Source organism: Fodinicurvata fenggangensis DSM 21160, assembly GCF_000686045.1.
Lineage (GTDB): Bacteria > Pseudomonadota > Alphaproteobacteria > Kiloniellales > DSM-21159 > Fodinicurvata > Fodinicurvata fenggangensis.
In genome coordinates this window covers 28659-54207 of sequence record NZ_JMLV01000013.1, presented here as the reverse complement: position 1 = coordinate 54207, position 25549 = coordinate 28659, and the positions used below count along the sequence as shown (strand labels likewise).

Annotated in this window: 24 protein-coding genes; 13 read left to right on the top strand and 11 right to left on the bottom strand. The window is 63.3% G+C overall.

Annotation, left to right across the window (positions count from 1 at the left end; translation table 11 throughout):
- Positions 1-2: 2 nt before the first annotated feature.
- The 3 genes from BP38_RS0115420 to BP38_RS0115410 all read right to left on the bottom strand — a co-directional run bounded on the left by BP38_RS0115420 (position 3) and on the right by BP38_RS0115410 (position 2417).
- Entirely contained in the window at positions 3-1136 is a 1134-nt protein-coding gene (locus BP38_RS0115420) for an ATP-binding protein (RefSeq protein ID WP_211250353.1), read from the bottom strand.
- A 148-nt stretch (positions 1137-1284) separates the two neighbouring features.
- Positions 1285-1890, bottom strand: coding sequence for a thiamine pyrophosphate-dependent enzyme (locus tag BP38_RS0115415; protein ID WP_026988468.1), 606 nt, complete (start codon positions 1888-1890; stop codon positions 1285-1287).
- Between the two features lie 5 nt (positions 1891-1895).
- Positions 1896-2417 carry a thiamine pyrophosphate-binding protein gene (locus BP38_RS0115410; RefSeq protein ID WP_026988467.1) on the bottom strand — a complete coding sequence of 174 codons (522 nt, stop codon included), beginning with the start codon at positions 2415-2417 and terminating at the stop codon, positions 1896-1898.
- Between the two features lie 108 nt (positions 2418-2525).
- Here BP38_RS0115410 and BP38_RS0115405 point away from each other — a divergent pair, with 108 nt between their 5' ends.
- Positions 2526-3473 carry a LysR family transcriptional regulator gene (locus tag BP38_RS0115405; protein WP_026988466.1) on the top strand — a complete coding sequence of 316 codons (948 nt, stop codon included), beginning with the start codon at positions 2526-2528 and terminating at the stop codon, positions 3471-3473.
- 9 nt (positions 3474-3482) lie between these two features.
- Here BP38_RS0115405 and arsH read toward each other — a convergent pair whose 3' ends face one another.
- From arsH to BP38_RS22715, 5 genes are all read right to left on the bottom strand, one after another.
- On the bottom strand, positions 3483-4223 hold the full coding sequence (gene arsH / locus BP38_RS0115400) for an arsenical resistance protein ArsH (RefSeq protein WP_026988465.1): 741 nt from the start codon (positions 4221-4223) through the stop codon (positions 3483-3485).
- A gap of 24 nt (positions 4224-4247) precedes the next feature.
- The gene (locus tag BP38_RS0115395) at positions 4248-5507 is read right to left on the bottom strand and encodes an MFS transporter (protein ID WP_081816720.1); all 1260 of its coding nucleotides are present in this window, start codon (positions 5505-5507) and stop codon (positions 4248-4250) included.
- Positions 5504-5929, bottom strand: a complete 426-nt coding sequence (locus BP38_RS20985) for a PadR family transcriptional regulator (RefSeq protein ID WP_245602435.1) — start codon at positions 5927-5929, stop codon at positions 5504-5506. Before BP38_RS20985 ends, BP38_RS0115395 begins: the two co-directional genes overlap by 4 nt.
- A 212-nt stretch (positions 5930-6141) precedes the next feature.
- Complete coding sequence (locus BP38_RS0115385) at positions 6142-6645, bottom strand: cold-shock protein (RefSeq protein WP_026988463.1); 504 nt, start codon at positions 6643-6645, stop codon at positions 6142-6144.
- Positions 6646-6951: 306 nt separating this feature from the next.
- Positions 6952-7113, bottom strand: coding sequence for a hypothetical protein (locus BP38_RS22715; RefSeq protein WP_155992471.1), 162 nt, complete (start codon positions 7111-7113; stop codon positions 6952-6954).
- A 164-nt stretch (positions 7114-7277) separates the two neighbouring features.
- Here BP38_RS22715 and BP38_RS0115380 point away from each other — a divergent pair, with 164 nt between their 5' ends.
- From BP38_RS0115380 to mutL, 8 genes are all read left to right on the top strand, one after another.
- Complete coding sequence (locus BP38_RS0115380; RefSeq protein ID WP_026988462.1) at positions 7278-7727, top strand: MaoC family dehydratase; 450 nt, start codon at positions 7278-7280, stop codon at positions 7725-7727.
- Between the two features lie 266 nt (positions 7728-7993).
- Positions 7994-10840, top strand: a complete 2847-nt coding sequence (gene ileS / locus BP38_RS0115370; protein WP_026988460.1) for an isoleucine--tRNA ligase — start codon at positions 7994-7996, stop codon at positions 10838-10840.
- Positions 10837-11331: a signal peptidase II gene (gene lspA / locus BP38_RS0115365; protein ID WP_035725527.1), complete on the top strand. Its 495-nt coding sequence runs from the start codon at positions 10837-10839 to the stop codon at positions 11329-11331. Before ileS ends, lspA begins: the two co-directional genes overlap by 4 nt.
- 34 nt (positions 11332-11365) lie before the next feature.
- Complete coding sequence (locus BP38_RS0115360) at positions 11366-11950, top strand: DUF3035 domain-containing protein (protein ID WP_026988458.1); 585 nt, start codon at positions 11366-11368, stop codon at positions 11948-11950.
- Between the two features lie 89 nt (positions 11951-12039).
- Positions 12040-13383, top strand: coding sequence for a M16 family metallopeptidase (locus BP38_RS0115355; RefSeq protein WP_026988457.1), 1344 nt, complete (start codon positions 12040-12042; stop codon positions 13381-13383).
- An 11-nt stretch (positions 13384-13394) separates the two neighbouring features.
- On the top strand, positions 13395-14759 hold the full coding sequence (locus tag BP38_RS0115350; protein ID WP_026988456.1) for a M16 family metallopeptidase: 1365 nt from the start codon (positions 13395-13397) through the stop codon (positions 14757-14759).
- Between the two features lie 115 nt (positions 14760-14874).
- Positions 14875-16191: a phosphoglucose isomerase-related protein gene (locus BP38_RS0115345; RefSeq protein ID WP_026988455.1), complete on the top strand. Its 1317-nt coding sequence runs from the start codon at positions 14875-14877 to the stop codon at positions 16189-16191.
- Positions 16188-18047 carry a DNA mismatch repair endonuclease MutL gene (gene mutL / locus BP38_RS0115340; protein ID WP_026988454.1) on the top strand — a complete coding sequence of 620 codons (1860 nt, stop codon included), beginning with the start codon at positions 16188-16190 and terminating at the stop codon, positions 18045-18047. The genes BP38_RS0115345 and mutL overlap by 4 nt, the downstream gene beginning before the upstream one ends.
- 2 nt (positions 18048-18049) lie before the next feature.
- Here mutL and BP38_RS0115335 read toward each other — a convergent pair whose 3' ends face one another.
- Positions 18050-18667 carry a LysE family translocator gene (locus BP38_RS0115335; protein WP_026988453.1) on the bottom strand — a complete coding sequence of 206 codons (618 nt, stop codon included), beginning with the start codon at positions 18665-18667 and terminating at the stop codon, positions 18050-18052.
- 212 nt (positions 18668-18879) lie between these two features.
- Between BP38_RS0115335 and otsB the strand changes: the two genes are divergently transcribed.
- Genes otsB through glk form a run of 4 tightly spaced genes read left to right on the top strand, consistent with a single transcriptional unit; the run spans position 18880 to position 23891 of the window.
- Complete coding sequence (gene otsB / locus BP38_RS0115330) at positions 18880-19677, top strand: trehalose-phosphatase (RefSeq protein WP_051609437.1); 798 nt, start codon at positions 18880-18882, stop codon at positions 19675-19677.
- A complete protein-coding gene (locus BP38_RS0115325; RefSeq protein WP_026988451.1) occupies positions 19674-21470 on the top strand; it encodes a glycoside hydrolase family 15 protein in 1797 nt (598 codons plus the stop codon). Before otsB ends, BP38_RS0115325 begins: the two co-directional genes overlap by 4 nt.
- Positions 21467-22852 (top strand): alpha,alpha-trehalose-phosphate synthase (UDP-forming), encoded by a 1386-nt coding sequence (otsA, locus tag BP38_RS0115320; RefSeq protein ID WP_026988450.1) that lies wholly within the window; start codon positions 21467-21469, stop codon positions 22850-22852. Before BP38_RS0115325 ends, otsA begins: the two co-directional genes overlap by 4 nt.
- Positions 22853-22856: 4 nt before the next feature.
- Positions 22857-23891 carry a glucokinase gene (glk, locus tag BP38_RS20980; protein ID WP_051609436.1) on the top strand — a complete coding sequence of 345 codons (1035 nt, stop codon included), beginning with the start codon at positions 22857-22859 and terminating at the stop codon, positions 23889-23891.
- Here glk and msrP read toward each other — a convergent pair.
- Positions 23867-24886, bottom strand: coding sequence for a protein-methionine-sulfoxide reductase catalytic subunit MsrP (msrP, locus tag BP38_RS0115310; protein ID WP_026988449.1), 1020 nt, complete (start codon positions 24884-24886; stop codon positions 23867-23869). The two genes, glk and msrP, sit on opposite strands and share 25 nt — an antisense overlap.
- A gap of 144 nt (positions 24887-25030) precedes the next feature.
- The gene (locus BP38_RS0115305; protein WP_035725525.1) at positions 25031-25498 is read right to left on the bottom strand and encodes a Dps family protein; all 468 of its coding nucleotides are present in this window, start codon (positions 25496-25498) and stop codon (positions 25031-25033) included.
- Between the last annotated feature and the right edge of the window lie 51 nt (positions 25499-25549).

The following is a 25549-nucleotide window of genomic DNA, read 5'->3' as shown; positions in this document are numbered from 1 at the left end:
TTTCAGCTTTCGGCAATGATTGTAGCCATTTCCCTGAGACCAGTCGCTTCCACATCCTCGGCGATGGGATATCGCTCTTCACCGGAATTCACGACAAAGGCTTCTGTGGGCTTCAAGTCCTTGATGGCGGTATAGAAACCCCGGCTGGGCGTGGACAGCAGTCCATGCTTGATCTCGATTGCGTAGATGCCGCGTCGCCCCGGCATCTCCAGCAGCAGGTCGATCTCTGCCCCTGCAGATGTGCGATAGAAACTGGCCTTTGCTCCGCGAGGCGCCACAGCCAACAGGTTCTCGATGACGAATCCTTCCCAACTGGCGCCGACAACAGGATGCCCGAACAGGTCATTGTGATCCTCGATCCCTAGCAAGGCATGCAGCAGGCCACTGTCCCGAACATAGAGGCGAGGTGACTTGACCAGTCGTTTCTTTGTGTTGCCATGAAATGGTTTGAGCCGGCGTACCAACAGCAGGTCCACCATCAGATCGACGTAGGAGGCGACGGTGGGTGAGGTAACCGACAGGCTGCTTGCCAGCTTGGAGGCATTGAGCAAACCGCCCTGGCTGTGCGCCAGCATGGTCCAGAGGCGCTCCAGGGTTTCGGCCGGTATGCGGTATCCAAACTGGGGAATGTCACGTTCAAGATATGTGCGGATGAAATCCTGCCGGAAAATCAGGCTGTCAGCATCATCATTCGCCAGGAACGAGTCCGGGAACCCCCCTCTCAGCCACAGTTGCTGCAGGGCATTCTGTTGTGGCACGACCTCGAGAACGTCCAGCGGGCTCATCTCGACATAGGATATCCGTCCCGCCAGGCTTTCGCCTGATTGTTTCAGCAGATCCATGGATGCGGAACCAAGGATCAGAAAACGCCCGGTCCGTTTTCCGCGACGACGGCCTCGATCGATAATGCCGCGCAGTTCCTGGAACAATTCTGGCGTGCGGTGAATCTCGTCCAGGATGACCAGACGGTCTTCATAGGCTTCGAGGAACAATGCCGGATCGGACAGCTTGCCGCGATCCCTTTGTGTTTCCAGGTCCAGATAAAGCGCACCTTTTTCCGCGGCAACTTCCAGCGCCAGGGTGGTTTTTCCAACCTGACGCGGGCCAATCAAGGCGACCGTTGCTTGACGGTCCAAGGCCTGAAGTACGGCCTGATATGTGTGGCGCGATAGCATCCTTGCAAATTTAAAGCTCTATTTTAAATTTGCAAGGATGCTATGAGGGCTAAAAAGCCGAGTGACGGAAATCACTCCTACCCAGCGGCAGGAGGGTGCCCCTGCCTACCTACTGCTCCGCAAAGCCCAGGTGCGCGCGGAACCTGTTCTTGATGAAAACGGCATCGCGTGACGGCAGGGAGCGCGGCGGGTTTTCGGCCGTGACCTTGAGGACAAAAAGGCGCGGGCCTTCGGCCGGGGTCTTCAGGGTCTCTCCGGCCTGTTCCACCTCTTCAAGGCTGTGCAGCGTGCGCGTCTCGGCAAAGCCGGAAGCGGCGGCGACCTTGGCCAGGTCGATGCCGTATCCGGTATGGCTCATCTGCATCCCGGTCTCGCCGTAGTGGTGGTTGTCGATCACGGCGATATTGAGGTTCCTGGGTCGGGCGACGGCGATGGTGGCCAGGCTGCCGAAGGCCATCAGCTGCTCGCCGTCGCCGGTCACCACGAGAACGCGCTTCTCGGGCTGTGCCTGGGCCAGGCCAAGGCCGACCAGGGCCGCGCTGCCCATGGCGCCCCAGAGGTAGTAGTTGTCGTCGCGGTCGCCGAGGGCATGAACATCATAGCTTGGCGAGCCAAGGCCGGTGACCACGAGCGTGTTCTCCCGCGCGCGCAGCAGGGCGGCGATCGCCTCGCGACGATCAAGCGTGGCTGTTGTGCTGGTTGAAGTCTCTGTCATGGCTGTCACCACTTCTTCTTGCCGAGCAGGCGCTGGCCGATGAGCACGGCCACCTGCTGGTCCGCTTCATAGGCGAGGGCGGCCGCGGCCTCGACGGTCTCGACCATGTCCGCGGCCTTGTCGACGCGCAGGGTGCGCAGGCCCATGGCTTCCAGCGTCGGCTGGGTGGCGCGGCTCATGGGCACCTGCCAGGGATTGAACTCCGCCCATTCCCCGCGCATGGTCACCAGCATCAGCAGCGGCAAACGCGCCATCGCCGGAAGCGAGAGCATGTTGGTGCAGTTGCCGACACCGCTCGACTGCATCAGCAGAACGGTCCGCTGGCCGCCGAGCCAGGCCCCGGCCGAGATGGCGATGCCTTCCTCTTCGGTGGTCAGCACGTTCGAGGTCACCTCCGGGTCCTCCGTCAGCAGCTTGATCAGCGTGCTGTGCCCGGCATCCGGCACATAGGCCATCTGCTGTACCTTCGCGGCCTTGAGGGTCCGATAGACGGCGCTGGGCCAGTCTTCTTTCTGGGTGGTCTGCACGGTGTTTGCTCCGGTGTCGTCTCGACATTCGAGAACAGCATAGCTATCTTTTCTCGTTAATTCCGCGACCGATTTTCGTGATCAGCTATAACAGGATTGGATAGCTGGATGGAGCTGTCCCAGCTTCGCACCCTCATTCACGTGGCCGAACTGGGCAGCCTCAGCAAGGCGGCCGACCAGCTGCACATCGCGCAACCGGCACTCAGCCGGCAGATCCGCATGCTGGAGGCGGAACTGGGCGTCCGCCTGTTCGCCCGGCATGGCCGCGGCATGCTGTTGACGGACCAGGGTCGCGACGTCCTGGGCCATGCCATGCGGGTGATGGCGGAGCTGGAGGAGATCCGGGCGCAGACCTCGGAGGCCGAGGCCCCTTTGATGGGGCGGATTGCCATCGGCATGCCGCCGACCGTGGCCGATATCATCTCGGTCCCGCTCGTGACGGCCTTCGAGACGGCTCATCCCAGGGTCATGCTGCGCCTGGTCAGCGCCTATACCGGCCACCTGCTCGACTGGCTGCACCGCGGCGAGATCGACCTGGCGGTTCTTTACGACCCCCAGTCGGCGCGTTCCCTGCGCTCGCAGCCCCTGCTGCACGAGAAGCTGTTCCTGATTGGCCCGTCGGAGGCCGGCCTGTCGAGTGAGCGGAAATTTCCCTTCAATCAATTGGCGGGCAAACGTCTGCTGCTGCCCAGCCCCCAGCATGGCTTGCGGATCATCGTCGAACGTTGTGCTGCGGAGGCGGGTATCGCGCTCGACGTTGCCGTCGAGGCCGATTCCCTGGCCACCCTGAAGAGACTTGTGCGGCACGGTAAGGGCTGGACCATCCTGCCGCGCGCGCCCATTCACGAAGACATCGAGGCGGGCCGCCTGACGGCCACCGCCTTGAGCGATCCCGCCCCCGGGCGTCGACTGGTCCTGTCCTATCCCGCCGATCGGCCCCTGTCCCGCCTGGCACGCTTCGCCGGCGAGTCGGTCACCGCGATTGTCACCGACATGGTGCAGCGCGCCGTCTGGGCCGGCGAACTGCCGTCAGAGACCGGGGAAGACGGTCGATAGCAGGACGGTTCAGACGCGGGCGGCGACCTTCTCGGCCTCGGAGGCCTGTTTGGCCGCTTCGGCGCGGCGCTCGCTGTAGCGACTGGTGAGATAGGCGCTGCGGTCGCGGGTCAGCAGAGTGAATTTCATCAGTTCCTCCATCACGTCGACCACGCGGTCGTAGAGGGGCGAGGGCTTCATGCGGCCGTCGTCGTCGAACTCCTGCCACGCCTTGGGCACCGAGGACTGGTTGGGGATGGTGATCATGCGCATCCAACGGCCGAGGACGCGCAGGCTGTTGACGGCGTTGAAGGATTGCGAGCCGCCGCAGACCTGCATGACGGCCAGGGTGCGGCCCTGGGTGGGGCGTACACCGCCGCTTTCCAGCGGCAGCCAGTCGATCTGGGTCTTCAACAGGCCGGTGAGGTTGCCGTGGCGCTCGGGGCTGCACCAGACTTGGCCTTCGGACCAGATGGAGAGGTTGCGCAGTTCCTGTACGGCCGGGTGGTCCGTCTCGGCCGAGTCGGGCAGGGGCAGGTTGCGCGGGTCGAAGATGCGGACCTCGGCGCCCAGGCGGATGAGAATGCGTGCGGCCTCCTCGGTCAGGAAGCGGCTGTAGGAGCGAGCGCGCAGGGAGCCGTAGAGCATCAGGATGCGCGGTGGATGCGTGGTGCGTTCGGCCGGTTCGAGTTGCCCCGGATCGGGTGCGGCGAAATGGGTCTCTTCCAGGTTGGGCAGGGCGTTGGCGGCCGGAAGGTCGTGAAGGGGCATGGCGGTCCTCGTGGGATTCGAATCTCAGGGCTGTTGCGCGTGGGTGTTGCGGGCGCTGTACCAGGCGGCGGTGGCGAAGCTGGCGACCACGACCAGCGCTGTGGCAATGGCGGCCAGAAGCAGCGAGTCATAGGATCCGCTGGCCGACCAGAGCAGGGCGGCGCCCACAGGCGCCAGGGCCTTGGCAGCGTTGCTGGGCACCGAAATGGCGCCGTTGATGGCGCCATAGGCCTGGCGACTGAGCATTTCCGGAATGGCCAGGCCGCGGACGATGGTCATGATGCCGTTGGCGGCGCCATAGATCAGCGCAAAGAGGGCCAGGTAGGCGAAGTGATCGGGCAACAGGATCAGCAGGGCCAGGGCCAGGGGAAAGCCCAGCGAGGTCAACAGGCCGACCTGCCGTATCGGACTGTGCCGGGCCAGGGTCCAGATGACCACGCGGCCGGCAACCTGGGCCGGGCCGATGATGGCGATGGCGCTGACGACCGTCGTTGAATCGAAGCCGCGTTCCAGCAGCAGGGGGTAGAGGTGATAGGTCAGGGCCGAGAAGCTGCCGAAATAGAGCGTGAAGGCGATCAGAAGCGCCCAGAAGACAGGACGCCGGCTGGCCCAGCGCAGGGCGGTGGTGCCTGCCATTGCCGGCGGCTGATCGGCCCGCGGATCGGTTTCGGCTTCATCGGACATGACGTCCCGGCCTGGGTCGATTGTGCGCAGGTGCAGCCCGACGCCCACCACCAGGTTGACCAGGCCCAGAACGATTAGGGTTTCACGCCAGTCGGTGCGGTCCAGGAGGAACTGGATCAGGGGAATGAAGACGGTGCTGGCAAAACCGCCCCAGAGGGTCAGTGCGGTGATGCCCTGTCGCGCCTCGCGGCCGAAGCGGCGCGCCACCACGGCGAAGGCGGGGTCGTAGAGCGTGGCGGCGATGGTCAGGCCGATGCCCAGGAAGATGGGATAGAGCTGCCAGATGGCGGTGACCTGGCTCCAGGCCAGCAGCAGAAGGCCGCCCAGCAGGAAGCCGCCGGCCATGATGCCACGGCCGTGGCCGCGGTCGATGGCGGCGCCGATGGGATAGGCGGCCAGGCTGGAAATGACCAGGCCCAGGGTGGCGGCCCCGTAGATTGCTGGCTTGTCGGCGGCCAGGTCCGGCGCCATGGCCTCGGCAATCAGCGGAAAACTGTAATAGAATGTGCCCCAGGAGATGATCTGGCCGAGGCCGAGCGCGGCGATGAAGCGGCGTCGCCCGGCGCGCTGACCGCCCAGGGGAAGGCTGTCCGAACTCACGTTGTGCGCTCCCCATCCGTCTGTCCGGGCGGGCCGCCGAGCTGGCGCTCGGTGTCCAGCAGGCAGTCGGTGACCTCCATCCAGGCCGCCAGTGCCACCTGGAAGGCCTGGCGTCCGCGTTCCGTCAGGCTGTAGACCTTGCGGGTGCGTCCGCCGACAACCATGGGCATGACGGTGACATAGCCGCCCTTCTCGAACTCCTTCAGGGCGGGGTAGAGCGCGCCTTCGGTGGGCGAGCAGCAGCCGTGGGTGGTGCGCTCGACGGTTCGGGCGATGTCGTAGCCGTGCAGGGGGCCGTCATGGAGCACGCGCAGGATGAAGAAGCGCGACAGGCCCATCTTGATGGTGCCCCGCCAGTAGGCAGGGCAGGTCAGGTCCAGGCCTTCGCGAGATTCGACAGGGTTTTCGGTCTGCGCACTCATGGACTCTGCATATACCTAGAGGGGTAATGCATCAACCTGCTATGCAGTTATGACTGCCTTGCTGCAGGCGCAATCCTGATCGGCAGAGGGAAGAAAAGCAGGTTCAGAAAAGTGCGCACCGGGGTGCCAAAAAGCAAAACGCGGCCGCGGGCTGTAGAGCCCGTGAGCCGCGTTCGTGCGTGCCTGCCGGCCAGACCGGCAGGAAAAGTCCGTCAGGCCAGTTCGACGGTTTCCGCCATCGGGCCCTTTTCTCCCATGCGGGTCGTCATGCGCACCCGCTGGTCGGGTTCCAGGGCATTGAGGCGTGCGCGTTCGAGCACGCGCAGGGAAACGAAGACATCCTTCCCGCCATCGTCCGGAACGACGAAGCCGAATCCCTTGTCGCTGTTGAAGAACTTGACCGTTCCCTGAACCTCGGGCCCGGCTGCGCCCTGGGACGGGTCAAAGCCGTTCGAGACAGGGGCTTCCGGCAGGGATTCGATGCTGGTGATTGCAGAAACCTGCAACCCCTTGCGTCCTGGACCGATATCGCAAATCAGCTCTGCACCCTCCGGCAGGTCATTGCGTCCGATGGTCTGGAGCACCGAAACATGAAGGAAGGCATCGGGTGATCCGTCCATGGGCTGGACAAAGCCAAAGCCCTTTGTAGCGTTGAACCACTTGACGACAGCCTTGACTTGGGACTGGGAGGTTTCCGACCCGGAAAAATCGCTCATCACTTGCTAAAGACTCCACGCGAGAAAAACAAACGGCGCCCCAATGCGAGACGCCGTGATACAGCCATGCCGACTTTCCTGTACGAGTTGTTCCTGTACTGGGACCATGCTGGAAATGCGAGTTCCGGGGACGCCTGTCCCGTATCTAGCGTATCTGACAACCGTCATGTGGAAGACCACAAATTCCAATGGCTTCATGCATGGCAAAACGAGAAAGCCATGGTAGCTCATTTTTAATCATAAATCACCTGCTATCAGACAGATGTCACGATTTCGCCTTCGGTGGTACCCCGTCCGGGCCGGGCCTTAGAGGTGCTGTTCCGTGCCGTGGCCCGGCGGCTTGCTAGGGGTTGTGGTCGAGACGGCAATACCGCTCCAGATGTAGCGCTTGTGGTCCTGAGGGGTGAACAGCAGCATGTCTATGCTGCTTATGCGGGGGCGAAAGCGGGTATTTCGCGTCTGCAGCATGAGCCGGGTGTCGCAATCTTATGGAAAAAACGGAAATTTCAATGAGATGAGCCTGGATTTGCACAGAGCCTCGTCCCATAGTATTTTGTGCATTGCACAATACACCGAATGAATCGAACGGCCTGCGCCGCAGGTCCGTCACAGACGGGGAAGGACAGGACAGCATGCAGGGTAGCCGAGGCTATTTCCTTGAAGATCTGGAAACCGGGATGGTCGAGCGCTTTGCCAAGACCGTGACTGAGGCGGACATCGTGCTTTATGCCGGAATCACCGGCGACACCAACCCGCTGCATCTGGACCAGGACTATGCCGAGACCACCATGTTCAAGGGGCGGATCGCTCATGGCATGCTGACGGCCGGGTTCGTATCGGCCGTGCTGGGCACCCGCCTGCCGGGCCCCGGAGCCGTCTATGTGGACCAGTCGCTCAGCTTCAAGCGTCCGGTGCGCATCGGCGACACCGTCACGGCCGAGGTGACGGTCAAGTCCATCGACAGCGACAGCCGCCGGGTCGTGTTCAACACGGTCTGCCTGGTAAACGGCAAGAACGTGCTGGAAGGGGAAGCCACCCTGATGGTTGCCAGCCGGGCACAGGAAACCGCCGCCGCCGAATAAAGGCTGCGCAAGCGCCCGTTCCCACACCCCATGGCGCTTGACCCGGAACGCGGGATCATTACCATCCGCGCGCATGATGCGGTATGTGCGGCGATCCGACAGTTTGCGAATTATGGGCCCGGTCTTCTGAGGAAGGCCGGGATGCAATGGCTCCTGTCCGGGGAACGCCTCGGCAGGGACCCTGTCCGAGGAATTGCCCGCAAGCCGCTTAGCCTGCCACGGACCAGCCAGACGAGCGCCCAAGCCCAGCCCAAGGTTTCTGCCAGATGACCCGCGATTACCGCTCCACCGTTTTCCTGCCCAAGACCGAGTTTCCCATGCGCGCCGGACTGGCAAAGCGCGAGCCGGAAATCCTTGAGCACTGGAAGGACATGGATCTTTACAGCCGGCAGCGCGAAGCATCGCGCGGGCGGGAGAAATTCGTCCTGCACGACGGGCCGCCCTATGCCAACGGGCACCTGCACATGGGCCATGCGCTGAACAAGATCCTGAAGGACGTCATCAACCGCGGCCAGCAGATGCTGGGCAAGGATGCCAACTATGTGCCGGGCTGGGACTGTCACGGCCTGCCCATCGAATGGAAGGTCGAGGAGGGCTATCGCGAGAAGGGCCTGGACAAGGACGCGGTGGACCGGGTCGAGTTCCGGCAGGAGTGCCGGTCCTTCGCCGAGGGCTGGGTCGCACAGCAGACCGAGGAATTCCAGCGTCTGGGCGTGATCGGCGACTGGAAGCGCCCCTATACCACCATGGCCTTTTCCGCCGAGGCACAGATCGTGCGCGAGATCGGCAAGTTCCTGATGAACGGCGGTCTCTATGCCGGTTCGCGCCCCGTCTTGTGGTCGGTGGCCGAGAAGACGGCGCTGGCCGACGCCGAGGTGGAGTACCACGAACACAAGTCGCCCACCATCTGGGTGCGCTTTCCCTTCCGCAAGACGCCGAAACCCGTGCTGGAGGGCGCATCGGTTATCATCTGGACCACGACGCCCTGGACCATTCCGGGCAACCGGGCCGTGGCTTATGCCGAGGACGTGGATTACCTGCTGCTGGAGGTCGAGAGTGTCACCGAGAAGTCCCTGGCCGTGCCCGGCGAGCGCTTCATGGTGGCCGAGGCCCTGCAGGAGCAGGTGTTGCAGGACGCCGGCATCGAGTCCGCCAAGCGCCTGGAGCGCATGAAGGGACATGAACTGGCTGGCGCCATCCTGGATCACCCCTTCCACGACCAGGGCTATTCCCAGGACACGCCGCTGCTGCCGGGCGATTTCGTCACCACGGACCAGGGTACGGGCTTCGTCCATGCCGCGCCCGGGCACGGCACAGACGACTATTACCTGGGCCTGGAACACGGCCTGGAGATTCCCCAGACCATCGATGGCGAGGGACGCTTCCTGCCCCATGTGCCGCTGTTCGCGGGCAAGGTGGTCTATACCCGAGAGGGCAAGGACGGCGATGCCAACGGAGCGGTCATCAAGGCCCTGATGGAGGCCGGCAAGCTGCTCACCAAGGGCTCGCTGAGGCACAGCTATCCGCATTCCTGGCGTTCCAAGGCGCCGCTGCTGTTCCGCAACACGCCGCAGTGGTTCATTTCCATGGAAGAGAACGACCTGCGGGAGAAGGCGCTGACGGCCATCGACGAGACCCGTTTCGTGCCACCGCGCGGCCAGCTGCGCCTGCGCAGCATGATCGAGCAGCGCCCCGACTGGTGCATTTCGCGCCAGCGCCTGTGGGGCGTGCCCCTGCCGCTGTTCGTGCACAAGCAGACGGGGGAGCCGCTGCGCGACCAGGCGGTGATCGATCGCGTTGCCGAGGCCTTCGAGGCCGAGGGCGGAGATGCCTGGTTCCATTCGCCGCCGGAGCGCTGGCTGGGCGACGACTACGACGCCGAGGATTACGAACAGATCCAGGACGTGGTCGAGGTCTGGTTCGACAGCGGCTCCACCCATGCCTTCGTGCTGGAAGCCCGTGACGACCTGAAGTGGCCGGCTTCGCTCTATCTTGAGGGCTCGGACCAGCATCGCGGCTGGTTCCACACCTCGCTTCTGGAATCCTGCGGCACGCGCGGACGTGCGCCCTACGAGGCGGTGCTGACCCACGGCTTCGTGCTGGACGAGAAGAGCCGCAAGATGTCCAAGTCCCTGGGCAACGTGACGGCGCCGCATGACGTCATCAACCGCGAGGGCGCCGATATCCTGCGCCTCTGGGTGGTGGCCTCCGACTTCTCGGAAGATCTGCGCATCGGCAAGGAAATCCTGAAGTACCAGGTCGATGCCTATCGCCGCCTGCGCAATACCCTGCGCTACCTGCTGGGGGCCCTGGACGGATTCACGGACTCCGAAAAGGTGGACTATGACGCGCTGCCGGAACTGGAGCGCTGGGTCCTGCATCGCGTACAGGAGATCGACGGGATCGTGCGCAGCGGCTGCGAGGATTTCTCGTTCCATGAAATCTACCAGACACTGCACCACTTCTGTGCTGTGGACCTGTCGGCCTTCTACCTGGATGTGCGCAAGGACAGTCTCTACTGCGACCTGCCATCCTCGACGAAACGCCGCGCCTGTCGCACCGTCCTGGATATCCTGTTCGATCACCTGAGCGCCTGGCTGGCGCCGATCCTCTGCTTCACGGCCGAGGAAGCCTGGTGGGCCAGGGGCAAGACCGGCGAGGCCGAAAGCGTTCACCTGCGCAGCTTCCCGGAAGTTCCCGCGGGCTGGTCGCAGCCCGAACTTGCGGAGAAGTGGACCCGCATCCGTCAGGCGCGACGGGTGGTCACCGGTGCGCTGGAACTTGAGCGTGCGGAGAAGCGCATCGGGTCGTCGCTTCAGGCCCGTCCGGCGGTGCATGTGGATGATCCGGCACTTCGCGAGTTGCTCGACAACGAGGATTTTGCGGAGATATGCATTACCTCTGGCATCGAGCTGCGGGGCGATGCGGCGCCACAGGCGGCCTATCGCCTGGAGGAGGTGCCGGGCGTTGCAGTGGTGGTCCAGGACGCCGAGGGCGAGAAATGCGAACGCTGCTGGCAGGTGCTGCCGGACGTGGGCAGCTATCCCCATGCGCCCGGCGCCTGCGGGCGCTGTGCCTCCGCCGTGGCACAGTTGGACACGGCTGCGCAATGAGCGGAAATGCACGGGCCGCCCTGGGAAAAGCCTTGGGCCTGGCCGGCCTGATCGCCGTGCTGGACCAGGCCACCAAGTGGTTCGTTCTGCTTGAAGTGATGCAGCCGCCGCGCATCATCGAGGTGACAGGCTTCTTCAACCTGGTCCTGACCTATAACCGTGGGGTTTCCTTCGGATTGCTGGCCGGGGGCAGTCCCTGGCAACCCTATGTGCTCTCCGTCATCTCGCTGCTGATCGTCCTGGCCCTGCTCTATTGGTTGCGCCAGCAGACCAATGTCATGATGATCCTGGCCGTCGGGATGGTTTCGGGTGGAGCGCTGGGCAACGTGATCGACCGCTTTATACACCCCGGTGTGGTCGATTTCCTGGACTTCCATTATGCAGGCTGGCATTGGCCTGCATTCAACCTGGCCGATTCGGCTATTGTGGCAGGTGTTGCCCTGCTGCTATGGGACGGGTTGTTCGGGGAGCAAGACGGCGTTAAAGATTGAATGCAGGATAGGCAGGCGAAAGGTGGCAGGAGTAATGACCAGATTTAAGCGGACAGCAGGTGTTGTCGGACTGCTTGCGGCAGCCGTGTTGCTGGCGGGCTGTGGCAGCGATATTCGCAAGCAGTTTGGCTTGACGCGTTCGTCGCCGGATGAATTCCGCGTGGTGTCCAGGGCACCACTGACGATGCCTCCGGATTATTCCCTGCGACCGCCCACCCCCGGTGCGCGTCGCCCTCAGGAAGGCTCGCCCACCGACCGGGCGCGTCAGACCGTCTTCCGCATCGAGGACGAGGACTCCGAGGCTCGGCAGCAGAGGCCGGATGATGGCCGCTCGCAAGGCGAGGTCGCCTTGGCTCGTGCCGCCGGCGCCGACCAGGCCGACCCGGATATCCGTCAGGAGATCGAGCGCGAAACAAGCCAGATCAACGAGGCCAACGAAAGCCTGCTGGAAGACCTGATCTTCTGGCAAACCGATGAAAAGCTGACGGGTGATGTCATCGACCCGTCGGCTGAATCGCGGCGTCTGCGGGCTGCGTCCGCCATGGGTGAGACCCCAACGGGTGAAGGTGTCCCCGTCATCGAAAAGCCCGAACAAACGCTGTTCGAAAAGCTATTCTGATGGTCGGGGCCGGGCTGCGGATTGCGAGACCGCAGTCCGGCCCCATATCACATGGGTGTTCGGATCACGGCCCGCTTCGGAAGGCTTCCATGCGTAACTTGCTTGCACCCCTTGTGTTCTTCGTCACCCTCGCCCTGGCGCCGGTTGTGCAGGCGCAGGTCTTCGAGCCTGAAAGCTTCACCCTGGACAACGGCCTGCAGGTCGTCGTGGTCCCCAATGACCGCGCGCCCATCCTGACCCACATGGTCTGGTACAGGGTGGGCTCGGCCGACGAGCCGGTTGGCCAGTCGGGGATCGCGCACTTCCTGGAACACCTGATGTTCAAGGGCACCGACAAGGTCGAGCCCGGCGAGTTCTCGCGTCTCGTCGCCCGCGAAGGCGGGCAGGACAATGCCTATACCTCCTATGACTTCACGGCCTACTTCCAGACCATCGCCAGCGACCGGCTGGACATGGTGATGGAACTCGAGGCCGATCGCATGACCGGCCTGCTCCTGGAGGAGTCCGAAGTCAATCCAGAGCGGGATGTCGTGCTGGAGGAGCGCCGCAGCCGGGTCGACAACGAGCCGTCCTCGCAGCTGAGCGAGATGGTTTCGGCTGCCCTTTACCTGCATCACCCCTATGGCCGCCCGATCATCGGCTGGGAAGACGAGATCCGGCAGCTTGATGCAGACATCGCCCTGGATTTCTACGAGACCTGGTATGCGCCCAACAATGCGATCCTGATCGTGGCCGGCGATACCACCGTCGAGGAGGTGCGCCGCCTGGCCGAGACGCATTACGGCGACATTCCTGAGCGCGCCGTACCGGAGCGCCAGCGTGTGGAGGAGCCGCGCCAGTGGGCCAGCCGTCGCGTGGAGTTGGCGGATACACAGGTGGGGCAGCCTTCGGTGAGCATCAGTTACCTGGCCCCGAGCTATAACACTGCGCTGGGCGACAGCAGCGATGCTACGCCCTACGCCCTGCAGGTCCTCGACGAACTGATGGGCGGGCGAACCGGGCGACTGTACCAGGAACTGGTGGTGAATCAGGAAATTGCCGCCGGCGCCAGCGCAGGCTATCGTGCCAACAGCCTGGATCTTTCGGAATTCTCCATCTCGGTGACACCGCGCAAGGGCGACGACCTTGCCAAGGCGGAAGCGGCGCTGCGCGCTGAGATCACAGGTCTCCTGGAAGACGGCGTCAGCGAACAGGAAGTCGAACAGGCGCGCCAACGCCTGATGGATTCCGTCGCCTATGCCCAGGATTCCGTCAGCGGGCCGGCCCATTTCATCGGACGGGCGCTCACCACCGGACAGGACCTGAAGGATATCGAAGCCTGGCCCGATCGCATCGGTGAGGTCACGGCTGAAGAGGTCGAGGCGGCGGCAGAGCTGGTTTTCGACCCGAACCGTTCGGTCACGGGCGTCCTGAAAAGCGAACCGACCTCGTGAGGGCAGAGAGCATGATGGCGCGTTTCCGTTCCCTTCCGCAGTTGGTGTCGACCCTGCTTCTGGGTCTGCTGCTTTGTCTCGCAACACCCCTGGCCGCCCGGGCGATGGATATCCAGAAGGTGGTTTCCCCCGGAGGGATCGAGGCCTGGCTGGTCGAGGATCACAGCAATCCCGTGCTGGCGGTGGAGTTCGCCTTTCGCGGCGGCTCGGCAACGGACCCCGAGGGCAAGGAGGGTCTGGCAGGCTTGACGGCGGCCCTGCTGGATGAAGGCGCGGGCGAGCTTGACTCTACGGCTTTCCAGGAAGCTCTGGACAACCGTTCGATCCGCATGTCCTTCAATACAAGTCGCGACCGATTCAGCGGCTCACTGATGACCCTGACGCGCAATCGCGACGAGGCCTTCGACTATCTGCGCATGGCCCTGACCGAGCCGCGGTTCGACGACTCCGCCGTTCAGCGCCTGAAGAGCCAGTACCAGGTAATGCAGGCGCGCCGTTTGCAGGACCCCCAATCGCTGGCCTGGAACGGCCTCTATCGCCTGCTTTTCCCCGATCATCCCTATGGCCGTCCAAGCGAGGGCACCCCCGAGAGCATTGGTGCCGTCGAAGTCGCCGACATGCGGGCCTTCCTGGAAAACCAATTGGCGCGCGAGCGCCTGTATATCGCGGCGACCGGCGACATCACCCCGAAGGAGCTGGGCGAGCTGCTTGATGAAACCTTCGGATCGCTGCCGGAGGAGGGGACAGCCACCGAGGTTCCCGATACCACTCCGCACAGCGCGGGCGGCGTGGCGGTGGTGGAACGTGAGCAGCCACAGTCCGTGGTGGCCTTTGGCCAGCCGGGAATGGCCCGCGACGATCCGGATTTCTTCGCCGCCTATATCGTGAACTACATCCTGGGAGGCGGCAGCTTCGCCTCGCGCCTGAACGAGGAGATCCGTCAGGAGCGCGGCCTGGTCTATTCGGTCAGCACCGGGCTGAACACCATGGACCATGCGGCCGTGCTGACCGGCGGACTGGCAACGCAGAATGCCCGCGTGGCCGAAAGCCTGGCGGTGCTGCGTGCCGAATGGCAGCGCCTGGCCGAGGAAGGGCCGACGGAAGAAGAGCTGGCCAATGCCAAGAGTTATGTCACCGGCGCCTTTGCCCGGCAGCTCAACAGCAGCGACAGCATCGCCTCGGTCCTTTTGTCCATCCAGATGGACAATTTGGGCATCGATTACATCGACCGCCGCACGGAGGAGATCGACGCCGTGAGCATGGAGGACGTGCGCCGCGTGGCCAGTGCGTTGCTGCAGCCCGAGGCCCTGAGCTTCGTGGTGGTGGGCCAGCCCGAGGGTGTCGAGTCGGACCTGGTCCTGCCGCCGCGAGAATAGGGCGGCCACGCGAAACCACCGTGAATCAAGGGCTTGCCGAACACTTGCAAGGGAGCTTGTGCGGCGCCTTCGGGTGGGCCAAGAATGAAGCCCATGCAGTGCCGGGAGAATGGGAATGCCGTTTTCTGTGAATGTGGATGGTTGCCTGACAGAGACTGCGGGTGAAGGTGGCCTGTCCATAAAGGATCTGGAAACAGGCCTGCAGCAACTGGCACCAGCCACTCGCCGCCTCGCGCAACAGCGCAGGGACGGAACAGGACCTGAATTCCTGCAGTTGCCGGACCGCACCGAGGACCTGGCCCGTGCCGGTGAAGTGGCCGAAGCGCTGGCGGAGAATTGCGATGACATCCTGATTCTGGGCACGGGGGGCTCGTCACTGGGGGGGCAGACCCTTTATGCCCTGGCCGACAGCGGATATGGCAATCGCCTGGGTGGGCCGAACCTGCATTTCCTGGACAACGTGGATCCGCACAGCTTCGACGACTTCCTGGCGGCGGTGGATCTCTCCCGTCTTGGTGTGGTGGCCATCTCCAAGTCCGGAGGGACGGCCGAGACCCTTTGCCAGACGCTGCGGATGCTGGAGACACTGCTGAGCGAGGTCGATGAAAGCCGCCTGGCCCGACAGGTCGTGGTGATCACCGAACCCAAGGACAGTCCCCTAAAGAGGTTGGCCGGGCGCTATCACCTGCCTTGTTTGGACCACGACGAAGGTGTGGGCGGTCGCTATTCCGTGCTGTCCATTGTGGGCCTTTTGCCGGCCCTTCTGGCCGGACTGGATGCTGCCGCCCTGCGACGAGGTGCCCGGGAAGTCCTTGAAGAGAGCCTGGGTAAAGGTGGCGGGAGTTTTGCCTCACCGCAGGCCGGTGCCGTCCTGGCCGTCGAATATGCCCGACAGGCCAACCTGACTCAGACTGTCTTGATGCCCTATATTGATCGCCTGGCATATTTCGGGCTGTGGTTCCGGCAGCTCTGGGCCGAAAGCCTGGGCAAGCAGGGAAAGGGACTGACGCCGATCCGTGCCATGGGCGCCGTGGACCAGCACAGCCAGCTGCAGCTTTATCTGGAAGGACCGCGGGACAAGTTTATTACTCTGATCCGGCATGCCCAGGCGCCGGGCGATGCCCCTGTTCCGGCCGAACAGGCGGAAGCACTGGGGCTGGAGTACCTGGCCGGCCACGGCATGGGGGACCTGCTGGACGCGATGGCGCGGGCCACGGCCGAAACCCTGATCCGGCACCAGCGGCCCACCCGGGTCATGACGGTGGACCAGCTGGACGAGACCAGCCTGGGCGGCCTGCTGATGCACTTCATGCTGGAAACTGTCCTGGCCGCCGAGTTGCTGGGGGTAGATCCCTACGACCAGCCCGCCGTCGAGGAGGGCAAGAAATTGGCACGGCAGTACCTGAACCAGATGACGAAAGACCCTGAATGACGATCCGACGCCTGCCGGAGACACTGGTCAATCGTATAGCCGCCGGTGAAGTGATCGAGCGGCCGTCCGCGGTTGCCAAGGAACTGGTGGAAAATGCCCTGGATGCCGGTGCCAGTCAGGTCGAGCTCGCACTGCGCGAGGGCGGCTGTGCCTACCTTTCGGTGACCGATGACGGCCGTGGCATGTCTTCCGAGGATCTGGCCCTGGCCCTGGAGCGTCATGCGACCTCGAAACTGCAGGGCGATGACCTGGTTCACATCGCCTCGCTGGGGTTCCGGGGCGAGGCCTTGCCCTCGATCGGCGCGGTCGCGCGCCTGACCTTGGCCAGCCGCCAGGAAGGCGCAGGCGAGGCCTGGTTGCTGTCCGTGGAGGGCGGGCAGATGGGCCAGCCCAAGCCCGCGGCTCTTGGACAGGGCACGCGTGTCGAGGTGCGCGACCTGTTCTTCGCCACACCGGCGCGTTTGAAGTTCCTGAAGACGGCGCGCACCGAACAGGGCTATGTCCGCGATGTGGTGGAGCGCCTGGCCATGGCCCACCCCGATGTTGCCTTTACGCTGAGCGACGAGAAGAAGACCGTCGTGAAGCTGGAGCGTGGCGGGCCGGACCTGTTCGACGCACGGCGCAAGCGGCTGTCCGCCATCCTGGGCCGGGAATTCGGCGAGAACTGCCTGCCGGTGGAGGCGGTGCGCGAGGGCTTACGCCTGGAAGGCCTGATCGGCCTGCCAACCTACAACCGGGCCAACGCCCAGCAGCAGTTTCTCTTCGTCAATGGCCGGCCCGTGCGCGACCGTCTGCTGCTTGGCGCCATCCGCGGCGCTTACCAGGATTTTCTGGCGCGCGACCGCCATCCTGTGGTGGCGCTGTTCCTGGAGGTGCCACCGGACGAGGTGGATGTGAACGTGCACCCGGCCAAGGCCGAGGTGCGTTTTCGTGACCCTGGCCTGGTACGCGGCCTGATCGTCTCGGCCTGTCGACATGCCCTGGCCGAGGCCGGGCACAGGGCATCGACCACGGTGGCGGGATCGGCCCTTGGGTCCTTCCGGCCGGGCAGCGCACCGGCAGGCGGTGGCGGATACAGGCCAGCCTTCCCAGCAGGCGCACAGCAACAAGCCGCAGGCGGGTTTGCCGAGGGGGCGGACGGCTATCACGCGCCTTTACCGGGGCTGCAGGCGCCACCGCAGGGGCGGTCTGCTCCCGCCGGAGCCGAGGGAGATGCGGCAGGGGTGGAAAGCTCTGGTGAAAGCATAACCGAGGCGGTTTCCGTCAGCGTGGACGATTACCCACTGGGCGCAGCCCGCGCCCAGCTGCACGAGACCTATGTGGTGGCCCAGACGCGCGACGGCATCGTGATCGTGGATCAGCACGCGGCCCATGAACGCCTGGTCTACGAACGCATGAAAGAGGAGATCGCGGCCCGCGGCGTGGCCCGCCAGGCCCTGCTGATTCCCGAAGTTGTAGAGTTGGAGGAGTCCAGTGCGGTGCGTGTCCTGGCGCGCCGTGAGGAGCTGGCCGAGCTCGGGCTGGAAATCGAGGCCTTCGGTGAAGGTAGCCTGTTGGTGCGTGAGGTGCCGGCGCTCATGGGAAAACTTGACGTCCAGGGGCTGCTCCGGGACCTGGCCGATGAACTCGCCGAAATGGACCAGGCGCTCAGCCTGAAGGAAAAGCTGGAGGAGGTGTGCGGCACCCTGGCCTGTCACGGTTCCGTCCGTGCCGGCCGCCGGCTGAACAGCGATGAGATGAATGCCTTGTTGCGCCAGATGGAAGCCACCCCGCACAGTGGGCAGTGCAATCACGGCCGTCCGACCTATGTGGAACTGAAGCTGGCCGATATCGAACGCCTGTTCGGGCGGCGTTGACGCTATTTCCCGCCAAAGATCATGACCAGCAGGCCCAAGAGAATCAGGGCCGCCCCGGCGCCACGGTTCAACCATACCAGGGTGCGCTGGTCCAGGTGATGGCGGATGGCGGCCATCAGGCCGGTCAGGCAGAACCACCAGACCATGGATCCCAGGAATATTCCGCCGATCACCTGCAAGGCATGGTGGGTGTCCTGGATGACCTCCGCCAGATCCAGGGCGGCAAAGATGGCGATGAAGCCCACAAGCACCAGCGGATTGGCAAGGGTCAGCATGAAGGACGTGAGAAAGGTCGAGCCGCTGAGACTGACGTTGCGCGGCAGGCGGGCCTTAGGGGTCTGGAGGCAGGTTCGCACACCCAGCAGGATGACCACCGCCCCGCCGCCGAAACGCAGCAGGTCGCGGTAGGGAAGCATTTCATCGGCCACCCAGCGCGCGCCGTAGGCCACAAGGGCCGCAAAGATGGCATCGGCCACGGCCACACCCAGGCCCGTGGAGAGTCCGGCCCCAATTCCTCGGCTGAGCGTGCGCTCGATACAGAGAAGCCCAATCGGACCCAGGGGTATCGCCATGACAAAGCCGATCACGAGGGCCTGGATGAAAAGGGGGAGGAGGTCCATAGGCTGCCTTCCTGCGGTACAGACGGGGTATGTTCCTTCCTTCAGGACTCACGCTTCCGCGCCAGAAGGCAAGTGATAATCCTGGTTCGCCCGTCGCTTCCATGAAGGTCCTGGACCGCCGGGTTGCTTGCTGCCCGGCGAGAGGCTAGATTCAGGGCCTGAAAGGCCAATTCCAGGTAATCCCCGTTTTCCAGTCCTGCAAAGGCGAGGTCATGATTCGGGCCGCAGAAACTGCGACACATCCTTCCTCTGCCCTGCCCAGGTTTTCCGAAGACTGGGCCCTTTTCCTGGATGTGGATGGGTCCTTGCTGGATATTGCCGACCATCCGGAAGCGGTCTCTGCAGATCGTCAGTTGGTGGAAAGCCTTGGCAAGCTGCGCAGCCGACTCTGCGGGGCCCTGGCTCTGATCAGCGGCCGTCCCCTGAAGGAACTGGATTGCCTGTTCGCCCCGCTGCATCTGCCGGCTGCGGGACAGCATGGCCTGGAGCGGCGGATGGCAAACGGGCGTTTGCTTCCCGGCCTTGAATTGCCGCAGGGTTTTGCCGAGGTGGAGGCGCGTCTGGCGCTGTTCGTCGACCGTCATGCCGAGCTCTTCCTGGAACGCAAGTCCCATGGCCTGGCGGTGCATTACCGCAAGGCTCCCGAGCTGGAGCAGGAGGTCCTGGCGCTGGCGGAAGCCCTGGCGCAGACCAGCCGTCCCCCGCTTCACCTGCTGCGCGGCAAGATGGTGGCCGAACTGCGCGTGCCTGGCCATGACAAGGGCACGGCCATCGCGGACTTCATGAAAGAGCGGCCCTTTGCCGGCCGCTGTCCGGTGTTTGTCGGTGATGATGTGACGGATGAAGACGGTTTCGAGACTGTGAATGCACTGGGCGGGCATGCAATCCTGGTGGGCGACAGGCCGAGTGCTGCCCGCTGGTCGGTTGGCTCGGCCGCAGGCTTGCGTACCTGGCTGGCCGAATTGGCAGGACTGGACCCGCCGGAAGACAAGTGTGATAGGACATTATGAGTGAGAATGTGAAATCCGGCCTGGATCTGGCCGTTATCGGGAATTGTGTACTGGGGGGCCTTGTCGACCGGGCTGCACGGCTTGTCTGGTGCTGCTTCCCCGATTTTGAAAGCGACCCCTGGTTCAATGCCCTGCTGGGTGGGGAGGATCCCGACCAGGGCGTTTTTGCCATCGACCTGGATGGTTTCGAACGATCCGAACAGTTCTACCAGCGCAATTCCGCCGTGCTGACCACACGTCTCTATTCCGACGATGGCAGCGCCATCGAGGTGACGGACTGTGCGCCGCGTTACAAGCAGTTCGATCGCACTTTCCGACCCACAATGGTGGTGCGCCGCGTGCGCCCCTTGGCTGGGACGCCGCGTGTACGCGTACGCCTCAGGCCTACGCATGACTATGGGGCCGCTGTGCCCGAGCGGACGCGTGGCAGCAATCACGCCCGCTTCATTGCTCCGGACCTGACCCTGCGCCTCTATACGACCATACCCCTGTCCTATGTCCTGTCGGAACGCTGGTTCCTGCTGGAACAGGACGAGTACCTGATCCTGGGGCCGGACGAGAGCCTGACGGAATCCATCGAGGCCACGGCCGTGCGCATGATCGAGCAGACAGATGCCTATTGGCGCGGCTGGACGCGTTCGCTATCCATCCCCTTCGAGTGGCAGGAAGCGGTGATCCGTGCGGCCATTACCCTGAAACTCAGCAATTTCGAGGAAACAGGCGCCATTATCGCCGCCCTGACGACCTCGGTGCCAGAGGCCCCGGATTCCGGGCGCAACTGGGACTATCGCTTCTGTTGGCTGAGGGATTCCTATTTCGTGGTCAATGCGCTGAATCGGCTGGGCGCGACCAAGACCATGGAGGGCTTCCTGCGTTATATCCTGAACATCGTCAGCAGCGCGCCCGACGGCTATCTGCAGCCGGTGTTCGGTATCGGCCTGGATGAGCACCTCTATGAGCGCAAGGTAACCAGCCTGCCAGGCTATCGCAGCATGGGGCCGGTGCGCGTGGGCAACCAGGCCTATACCCAGATCCAGAATGACGGATACGGAAGCGTGGTTCTGGCAGCCACGCAATGCTTCTTCGATTGCCGCCTGATCTCACCGGGCGGCGTGGAGCTGTTCCGGCGCCTGGAGGCCCTGGGCGAGCAGGCGCGCCTGCGTTTCGACCAACCCGACGCCGGGCCCTGGGAATTGCGCGGACAGCAGAAGGTTCATACCTATTCCAGCCTGATGTGCTGGGCGGCCTGTGACCGCCTGGCGCGGATCGCCCGGCATCTGGGCCTGGAAGACCGTCATGGTTTCTGGCGTTCCGAGGCCGAGCGCCTGCGCAGTGTCATTCTGGAGCGCAGCTGGAACGAAAGGGTGTCGAGCTTCGTGGAATCCTTCGAGGGAGAGGATATCGATGCCAGCCTGCTGCTGATGCACGAGCTGGGTTTCATCGATGCCCAGGACCCGCGCTATCTGGGAACCCTGGCGGCCGTGGAACGCGAACTGAAAAAGGGCAATTATCTCTATCGCTATCACGCGCCGGACGATTTCGGCGTGCCCGAAACGGCATTCACCATCTGTACCTTCTGGTACATCGATGCGCTGGCGGCCGTGGGACGGCGGGAAGAGGCGCGAGAGCTGTTCGAGCACATGCTGTCCTGTCGAAATCATGTGGGCCTCCTGTCCGAGGACCTGCATCCCGAAACGGGTGAACTCTGGGGCAACTTTCCCCAGACCTATTCCCTGGTCGGCGTGGTGCATTCGGCCACACGCCTGAGCAAGAGCTGGGAGGCGCTGGAATGAGACGGATCGTCATCGTTTCCAATCGCGTGGCCCCAGTGAACGAGGCAGCCTCGAAGGGGGCGACGGGCGGATTGGCGGTGGCCATCCTGGAGACGCTGCGCGAAAGCAATGGCCTGTGGTTTGGCTGGAGCGGCAACGTTCACGAGGCCCCGGTGGACACGCCGAAGCACAGTGCGCCCACGCAAGCCAACCCCTTCGACACGGTTACGGTGGACCTCACTCCGGCTGAGCACAGCGGCTACTACAACGGCTATGCCAATCGCATTCTCTGGCCGATCCTGCATTATCGCAGCGATCTGATGGAGTATCATAGCGAACATTTCCGCACCTATCAGCGGGTGAACGCGAATTTTGTCAGCCAACTCGTCCCGTTGCTCAGGGAAGACGACCTGATCTGGCTACACGACTATCACCTGATGATGGCGCCGCGGGATCTGCGCCAGGCGGGCGTCAAGAACCGCATCGGCTTCTTCTTGCACACGCCCTTTCCCTCGGCCGACGTCTTCGCCACACTGCCCAATCACCGTGAACTGATCGCCTCACTGTGTCACTGCGACCTTATCGGCTTCCAGTCCCCGACCGACCTGCGCTCCTTCGAGGATTACATCACTCATGAGGCCGGGGGACAGGTCCATGCGAACGAGGAGTTCGAGGCCTTTGGCCGCCAATTCCGGGCCCAGGTCTTTCCCATTTCCATCGATCCTGATTCCTTTGCCGGGGCAGCCCGGGAAAGCTCGCGCTCGAACATTGCCAATCGGCTACGCGAAAGCCTGGACGGCCGCGCGTTGATGGTGGGCGTGGATCGCCTGGACTACAGCAAGGGCTTGCCGGAGCGCTTCCTGTCGTTCGAGCACCTGCTGGACCGGTACCCCGAGAATCGCCGACGTGTCACCTTCCTGCAGATCGCACCCTATTCACGGTCCGAGGTACCGGAATACAAGCTGATCCGCAGCCGCCTGGAAGGCCTGTCAGGGCGCATCAACGGGCGCTTTGCCGAGGTGGATTGGACGCCCTTGCGCTATATCAACCGCGGTCTGGCGCGGAAGACCCTTGCCGGAGTGCTGCGGCACAGCCGGGTGGCCGTGGTGACCCCGCTGCGCGATGGCATGAACCTGGTCGCCAAGGAATACATTGCGGCACAGGATCCCGAAGATCCTGGTGTCCTTGTGCTCTCGCGTTTTGCCGGGGCTGCGCATGAACTGAAGGAAGCCCTGATCGTCAATCCGCTGGACTACGAGAATACCGGCGAGGCGCTCCAGCGCGCACTCAGCATGTCCCTGGAAGAGCGCAAGGAGCGCTGGTCCGCCATGATGGAAACCATTCGCCAACAGGATATAACAACCTGGCGCAAGAGTTTCATAGCGGCCCTGGAGGCTGGCTGAAGGCATGTCACTGTCCGGTACGCATGGGGAGGGCTGTTGGCTCCTGACCGATATCGGGGGCACGCATGCCCGTTTTGCCCTCTATGAAGCCTGGGCGCCGACTGATGCCAAGCCCATCAGGAAGAATGTGGTGGAAGCGGAAGAAGAGCTAACCTTCCTGGAGGCCCTGCAAAGCTTTCTGGAGTCAGCCGGTAATCCGCCCATCTTGGCTGCGGCCCTTGCCATCGCAGCCCCCGTGCGCGGCCGGGTCATCAAGCTGACTAACCGTGGCTGGTGGGTCGATATCGCAGCCCTGGAGCAACAGCTGAACAGCAGGGAGTTGCTGCTGCTCAACGATTTCACCGCACAGGCTCTGGCCTTGCCGATCCTGAAGGCAAATGACTGCCAGCACCTGAATGACCGACGCATGCAGCCGGACAGTTCAAAGGTTCTTCTGGGGCCCGGCACAGGCCTTGGCATGGCAGCCCTGCTGCCTTTGGGCGACGGTGATTGGCGCCCCGTGGTCGGTGAGGGCGGGCACATGACGCAGGCTGCGGTGAATGATGAACAGGCAGAGGTGCTTTCCGTCCTGAGGAGACAGTTCGGCCATGTTTCGGTCGAGCGGGTCGTGAGCGGACCGGGCCTGGTCAATCTGTTTCAGGCGATTTCCGACTTGAAGGGTGCGAAAGAGGAACTGGAGGATCCGGCAGAAGTGGTCCATCGGGCCGGCCATGAGCAATGCCCTGTCAGTCAGCAGTCACTCAGGCTGTTCACCGAATTCCTGGCCATAACCGCAAGCAATGCAGCCCTGGCCTATGGGGCCTTCGGGGGGCTGTATCTGACAGGAGGCATCCTGCAGCATCTGGACGAGCTGTTCGATGTCCAGCATTTCCAGGAGGTCTTTCTCGACAAGGGGCGTTTTTCGGCCTACCTGCAGGACATTCCGCTGATTCGGGTCCGGCATGAAAACGCGACCTTCCCGGGACTGCTGAACCTGCTGGGATTTCCTGAAGGTCAGCGCGCGGCCTGCGCGGCCTATCGATACAGGCGGTCGTCCTGATCCATACCGGCGTAGAGTTCCGACACGTATTCGCCATAGCCGTTGTAAATACGGGTTGGCACGCGTTCATCGTTGCCGACGACGCGTTCCTCGGCCTGGCTCCAGCGCGGGTGAGCGACTTCAGGGTTGACGTTGGCCCAGAAGCCATACTCGTTGCCGGCGATTTCCTCCCAGAAGGAAACCGGACGCTCACGTGTGAAGGCGATGGAAACGACCGATTTGATCGATTTGAAGCCGTATTTCCAGGGCACCACCAGACGCAAGGGAGCCCCATTCTGTTTCGGCAAGGGCGCGCCGTACATGCCTGTTCCCATGAAGGCCAGCTCATTGGCCGCTTCCTCCATGGTCAGCCCCTCGATATAGGGCCAGGGATACCACCCAGCCCTCTGACCGGGCATGACCTCGGGATCCTCCAGCGTGGTGAAGCGGATGTAGCGTGCGTTCGATGTGGGCCGGGCCAGGTCGAGCATGTGGCTCAACTGGAAGCCTGACCAGGGGATCACCATGGACCAGGCTTCGACGCAGCGCAGGCGGTATATGCGCTCCTCAAGGGGCATGCGCGCCAGCAGATCGTCGATGTCGATATCGAAGGGTTCCTCGACCTCGCCCTCGATCCGCAGGGTCCAGGGGCGAATGGGCAGGGCCTCGGCCTTCTGCCAGATGTTCTTCGAGGAGCCGAATTCATAGAAGTTGTTGTAGGTACCGGCCAGTTCCCGTTCGGTTATGTCCCGTTCAACCTGGTAGCGGCTGTTGCGTTCCACGGGATAAAGATCGAAGGAAGGGTCCTCTGAGAGCTGGTCAAAAGCATCGCTTTCTGCCGCATTTGCCTGACTGCCGCCGTTCATGTCGTCACAGGCGGACAACAGTCCGCCACCGGCGAGCAGCAATGATCCTGCCCCCGCCGCGCGCATGAAGCGCCGGCGATTGCGAAAGACTTCCTCCGGGGTTGCCTGGCTTTCGGCAAGCTCCCAGCCGCGCCGTTTACGGATCAACATCCTGCGCCTCCAGACTCCTGTATATCTCTTACAGATAGAACGGACGGCGCAGATGTCAAAATCACATCTTCGTGCGTGGCGGCTGGACAGCAAAAAGCCCGCGGTAGAACCGCGGGCTTTTCAAGTCTGTGGGTACGATCCGCCTCACTCGAGATGGGCACGCAGCATCCAGGCGGCCTTTTCATGCGCGGCGAGTCGCTGGGTCAGAAGGTCCGCCGTCGCCTCGTCATTGCCGCTTTCGGTGGCCGGGAAGACCGAGCGAGCCGTGCGCGCTACGCTCTCGTTGTCCTCGGCAAGCTGCTTCAGCATGGTTTTGGAATCCGGCACGTCGTCGGCTTCCTCGATGGAGGTGAGTTTCGAGAAGGCCTTGTAGCTGCCCGGTGCGCTATGCCCCAGGGCGCGAATGCGTTCGGCAATCTCGTCGACTGAACTGGCAAGCTCCTGGTACTGCTCTTCGAAGAGCTTGTGCAGGGCTGAGAACTGCGGGCCGCTGACGTTCCAGTGGAAATTGTGGGTCTTGAGATAAAGCGTGTAGCTGTCGGCGAGAACCTTCGAAAGCCCTTCGGCTATAACCTTTCGGTCTTCGGCGGGAATTCCGGTGTTGAGGGACATGATTTTTCTCTCCTTCTTTCGGGATGACGGGAAACGTCCGTGAGCGGTTTC